Genomic DNA, 5,084 nt, shown 5'->3' on the forward strand with positions numbered 1-5,084 from the left:
TCACCCATAGGTAATACCTAGTTTACAGCCTGTGGGTGATTGAAATATTGGTATAATCCCTCAAATAGGAATACAATTAATTCATGATATACGAAAGGGGAAATTTTATTATGCCAAGTGAACGTCACGGAGAAAAAGAAAATAGAGAATCATTTAAAGAACAAAAAAACAAAGAGAAGTTTGAAGCTGAAATTGATAACAACAGAGAGCATGTGGAATCAGAAAAAGACGAAAAACATCTGAAAAGATTTATTAGAGAAGAAGAGAAACGAGAAAAAGAAAATAACGAATAGAAATTTTTAGTCATCGCTTATGCGGTGGCTTTTTTATAGACATACTTTCTTTTTTGTCGATTGTAATACAATCTTTTTTCGTTATAATAATAAAAACGAAAGATTATTGGAGGCAAAAATGAATACAGCTGAAGAAATAATTAAAGCTTCATCATCCTATGTTGTGTCAACAATAGACGATTATGGATTTCCGTTAAGTGTAACAGTATCTAAAATAGTAGAAAGAACTGGTTATGTAACCTTATTTTTTTATTTTGATGAAAAATCAAACTTTGTGAATAACATGAAAAAAAGGCCCAAGGGTAGCGTGTCAATTTCTGTGGAACATCCGAATAGAATAGAAACGTTAAATTTAAAAGGGACATTTACTTTTGAGACTGATTGGGATTTAAAAAGTGTTAGAGACATTGTAAATGATGCCGAAAGTAAGTTGGATTACGAAAACCCGGTAGTTGTAGTATTCGAAACACTTAATCATGAAATAGAGGTAGTAAATAAATATATTTAAATTCTAGATCACTCAACGAGTGGTCTTTTTGTTTAAAAATATTGGACACGTTACGAAATTTTGGTATAATATTGCAAATGTGAAAAACGTAACAAAGGAAGGTTTTTTATGAAGAATCGAAAAAACATCGTTATCTTTTGTTTATTTATTTTAATAGCAGTTACAATCACTCTAGCGTTTAACTATTGTATTTATCGCATATCTCCATGCGAAGGACATTGTGAATGCGAGTGTGTAAGTAAACAATAAATCCAACTAACCGTCATTCGTGGCGGTTGTTTATTTACATAGAGTTACAAAACAAACACGAAAAAGTGAGGTGGTGTGATATGGATGGCTAGAGCTAGAAATCCAAACAGAGATAAAGCAAGAGAGATATGGATTGCATCCAACGGAACTAAGAAACTAAAGGACATTGCTAAAGAATTAGGTTGCTCGGATTCTCAAATCCGAAAATGGAAATCTCAAGATAATTGGGAGAGTGAAATCAAAAGTAACGCTCCTAATGACAATAGTAACGTTACGAATGAAACGGAACGTTACCAATCAGCTAAAGGCAATAAAAACGCCAAAGGAAATAGAGGTGGATCTGCACCCAAAAGAAACCAGAACGCAAAAACTCACGGTTTGTTTGCTAAATACCTTCCGAGTGATACAGCAGAAATTATGGACGCATTAAATGATTGCGAACCAATAGACATGCTTTGGGAAAATATCAAAATACAATACACAGCGATTATTCGCTCTCAAAAAATCATGCATGTTGGAGATCAAGAAGATTTATCGAAAGAAGAATCAGCATGGTCATCTGGAGAAAGCGGTAGTTCTACAACATTAGCGATTCAATATGCCTGGGATAAACAAGCTAATTTCCTTTCAGCGCAGTCAAGAGCGATGGGAACATTATCCAATCTTATCAAACAATTTGTTTCCTTGGCTGATGAACAGGACGAAAGACGATTAAAACTGGAAATGATGCAAGGTCAAATAAAATCGCTTAACAACAAATTAGCCGAAACTAATCCTGAAGAAATAGAAAGTGATGGATTCTTAGAAGCTTTAGAATCTGAAGGTGAAGAATTATGGCCGGAAGAATAAAGAAAGCATTTTTTAAATTTAAACCTTTCAGTCGTAAGCAAAAGCAAGTGTTAACGTGGTGGACAAGCAAGAGTTCTGTAAAAGATAAGGACGGTATTATAGCAGATGGAGCTATTCGTTCTGGTAAAACCATTTCTATGTCTTTAGCCTATGTTATGTGGGCTATGTCTAATTTTGATGATAAGAATTTCGGAATGGCTGGTAAAACGATTGGTTCATTCAGGCGGAATGTTTTATTCTGGTTAAAATTAATGCTTATATCGAGAGGGTACAAAGTTAAAGATCATCGAGCTGATAATATGCTAGAGGTTGCCAAAAACGGAGCAACTAACTATTTTTATATATTTGGTGGTAAAGATGAACGATCTCAAGATTTAATCCAAGGGATAACGTTAGCTGGTATGTTTTTCGATGAAGTAGTCCTTATGCCTGAAAGTTTCGTCAATCAGGCAACTGGTCGATGTTCTGAAACTGGTTCTAAATTTTGGTTTAACTGCAATCCAGAAGGGCCATATCATTGGTTCAAACAAAATTGGATTGATAAAGCAGTTGAAAAAAATCTTGTCTATCTACATTTTACAATGGATGATAATTTAAGTCTTTCTGAAGCAATCAAGAAACGCTACCGTTCCATGTATTCTGGAGTGTTCTATAAACGCTATATTCAAGGTTTGTGGAGTGTTGCTGAAGGTGTGATCTATGACATGTTTGACTCGGTTAAGCATGTGTATAGCGAACTAATTAATTCTTTCACCAAAGATTGTTACGTGAGTGTCGATTACGGGACTCAAAACGCAACAGTCTTTTTGTTGTGGTGTAAAGGGATTGATGGAATTTGGTATTGCGAAAAGGAATACTATTATTCCGGTCGAGATAACAAGAAACAAAAGACAGATAAAGAGTTTGCTAGTGATTTAGAAGATTTTATCAAAAATTATCCGATTAAAGAAGTAATTGTTGATCCCTCTGCTGCTTCATTTATTGCAGAGGTTAGAGAGCGGAAGATCAGAGTAAAGAAAGCTAAGAATGATGTGATAGACGGCATCAGATATGTGGCTTCTTTATTAAATAGCGAAAAAATTAAGTTTAACAGTAATTGTACAAATACCATTGGAGAATTCAACTCCTATATTTGGGATAAAAAAGCTTCTGACAGAGGAGAGGATAAACCGATTAAGGACCATGACCATGCGATGGATGCTGTGAGATATTTCTGTTATACGATAATCGCTCACAATAAGGTAGCTAAATTCGGTAAACGACCAAGTTTTATAAGATAGAGGTGAGAAAGTGGCAATTAAAATTGACAGAGAGCTGGCAGGGGATATTAATAACCCGTCAGCGGAAGTAATAGCATATTGTATAAAGGAACATCAGAAAGAGTTAGATCGATTAGAAAAACTTAGTAATACGTATGATGGTAAGCATGATATTTTAAATCGCAAAAAAGAGAGCAATGAACAATTAACTAATGTCATGGTAAATAACGCTAAGTATGTAACAGACATGAATGTTGGGTTTACTTTTGGTAATCCTATTGCCTACACACCAGGTAAAGATAAAAATATCGATCCAGTTATTGAAGCTTTTGATGAAATGGGTATTAAAAAACACGATCGAGAAATTGGTAAAGATTTATCAGTGTTCGGTATTGGATACGAACTTCATTATTTGTCTATTTTAGCTGATAAAACAGTTCCCAGAATAGCGTGCATTGATCCTCGTGGTATGTTTTTAGTAGTTGATGATACTGTTGAAGCTCATTCATTGTTTGCTGTTAGATACATCAGAAAGTTTGATTTAGAAGGCAAAGAAAAAGGATGGAATATCGAAGTTTATACTCCTCAATGGCTTATTGTCTATCGAGTGCAACAATTAAGCTTTAGCGACCCAGAGCGAATTAAAATAAAGCCCCACTATTACAAAGATGTGCCAGTCGTTGAATTTAGAAACAACGAAGAAAAGCAAGGTGACTTCGAACAAGCAATGTCGCTTATTAATGCATATAACGTTCTTCAGTCGGATCGTATCAATGATAAAGAAGCGTTTATTGATGCGATACTTGTCCTTTACGGCTTTAATTTGGAAGAAACAACCCATTTTGAAGCTGGCGACAAGAATATGCTTGAAGCTCCTGCTAAAGCTGAAGGTGTAGGTGCTGAATGGTTGACGAAAACATTCAGTGAAAAAGATGTTGACGTTTTATCTAAGTCGATCGAAAGAGATATCCATAAAGTAACATATACCCCTAATCTGAATGATGAAAACTTTGCTGGAAACATATCAGGTGAAGCCATGAAGTATAAATTATTCGGATTGCTGCAATTGCTAGTTACTAAAACAGGATATTTTGAAGACGGAGTAAAGAAACGGCTGCAACTCTTAGAAAATATCTTAAATGTATCAAACAAAGGTGTAGATGTTTCAGGGACTAAGATTAATTTCAAACCTAATTTACCGATTAACAAAAAAGATATTGTTGAAATGATACGTGACTCACAAGAATTTATCCCATTATTGATAAGTTTAGGTTGGTTAGATGATATTGATGACCCACAAGAGGTGATCGAGATGCTTAATCAGCAAAAAGAAGCTGACATGAAAAGAGCTCAAAGAGCGATGGGAACCCAGTCAGAAGATAGCCATAACGATTTAGACGATGAGCTAGAGGAGGAAATAGACGATGATAACAGCAACGTTTCAAAAGAAAAATAATTTATTCGTAAGCTACTCTGTCACAGGTCATGCTAACTATGCCCCACTTGGGAAAGACATTGTTTGTGCTGGTGTTTCTGCCCTCTATGCGGCTGTGACAAATACAGTAATAGAGCAACACGATGCAGCAATCGACGAAGTTGGAATAGTTCAGCTAGGTAAACTTAAGGAATCTCAGTATATCACGAGTGTTCTTTATTCGAATTTGCTCGAAATAGCAAAAGAACATCCTGAACATATAGAGATCATTACCCTTGTTGAAGAAGCTAAAGCCAACTATGGCGGAATTATAACAGGAACACTAAATGCACAAGATATAAAATCAGGCCCAATAATTAACTCTACCGATCAAATAGAACACCTAAGACAGAAGTTGATCTAAATGGCTCAAAAAAAGAAACAAACGGAACAATCTTATTGGCAATTGCGAAATATAGCTGCTGAAAAGAGAGTCAACGATGGTGCGAAAG

General features: G+C 35.2%; 6 protein-coding genes. All 6 read left to right on the top strand.

The features are described 5' to 3' along the window. Positions 1–110: 110 nt before the first annotated feature. The 6 genes from C240_RS15650 to C240_RS15675 all read left to right on the top strand — a co-directional run bounded on the left by C240_RS15650 (position 111) and on the right by C240_RS15675 (position 4,996). Positions 111–293, top strand: a complete 183-nt coding sequence (locus C240_RS15650; protein WP_271495810.1) for a hypothetical protein — start codon at positions 111–113, stop codon at positions 291–293. Positions 294–411: 118 nt separating this feature from the next. Further along, positions 412–801, top strand: a complete 390-nt coding sequence (locus tag C240_RS15655; protein WP_271497734.1) for a hypothetical protein — start codon at positions 412–414, stop codon at positions 799–801. A gap of 333 nt (positions 802–1,134) precedes the next feature. Beyond that, entirely contained in the window at positions 1,135–1,899 is a 765-nt protein-coding gene (gene terS, locus C240_RS15660; protein WP_271497736.1) for a phage terminase small subunit, read from the top strand. Then, complete coding sequence (locus C240_RS15665) at positions 1,884–3,179, top strand: PBSX family phage terminase large subunit (protein WP_271497739.1); 1,296 nt, start codon at positions 1,884–1,886, stop codon at positions 3,177–3,179. The genes terS and C240_RS15665 overlap by 16 nt, the downstream gene beginning before the upstream one ends. 10 nt (positions 3,180–3,189) lie before the next feature. Further along, entirely contained in the window at positions 3,190–4,614 is a 1,425-nt protein-coding gene (locus C240_RS15670; protein ID WP_271497741.1) for a phage portal protein, read from the top strand. Then, a complete protein-coding gene (locus C240_RS15675) occupies positions 4,583–4,996 on the top strand; it encodes a ribosomal-processing cysteine protease Prp (RefSeq protein ID WP_271497746.1) in 414 nt (137 codons plus the stop codon). Before C240_RS15670 ends, C240_RS15675 begins: the two co-directional genes overlap by 32 nt. Positions 4,997–5,084 lie beyond the last annotated feature (88 nt).

The organism is Enterococcus sp. 5H (assembly GCF_028128615.1).
GTDB lineage: Bacteria > Bacillota > Bacilli > Lactobacillales > Enterococcaceae > Enterococcus_L.

Coding starts and splice junctions, on each gene's coding strand:
- C240_RS15650 (WP_271495810.1), top strand. CDS start 111: ATGCCAAGTGAACGTCACGGAGAAAAAGAAAATAGAGAATCATTTAAA.
- C240_RS15655 (WP_271497734.1), top strand. CDS start 412: ATGAATACAGCTGAAGAAATAATTAAAGCTTCATCATCCTATGTTGTG.
- terS (WP_271497736.1), top strand. CDS start 1,135: ATGGCTAGAGCTAGAAATCCAAACAGAGATAAAGCAAGAGAGATATGG.
- C240_RS15665 (WP_271497739.1), top strand. CDS start 1,884: ATGGCCGGAAGAATAAAGAAAGCATTTTTTAAATTTAAACCTTTCAGT.
- C240_RS15675 (WP_271497746.1), top strand. CDS start 4,583: ATGATAACAGCAACGTTTCAAAAGAAAAATAATTTATTCGTAAGCTAC.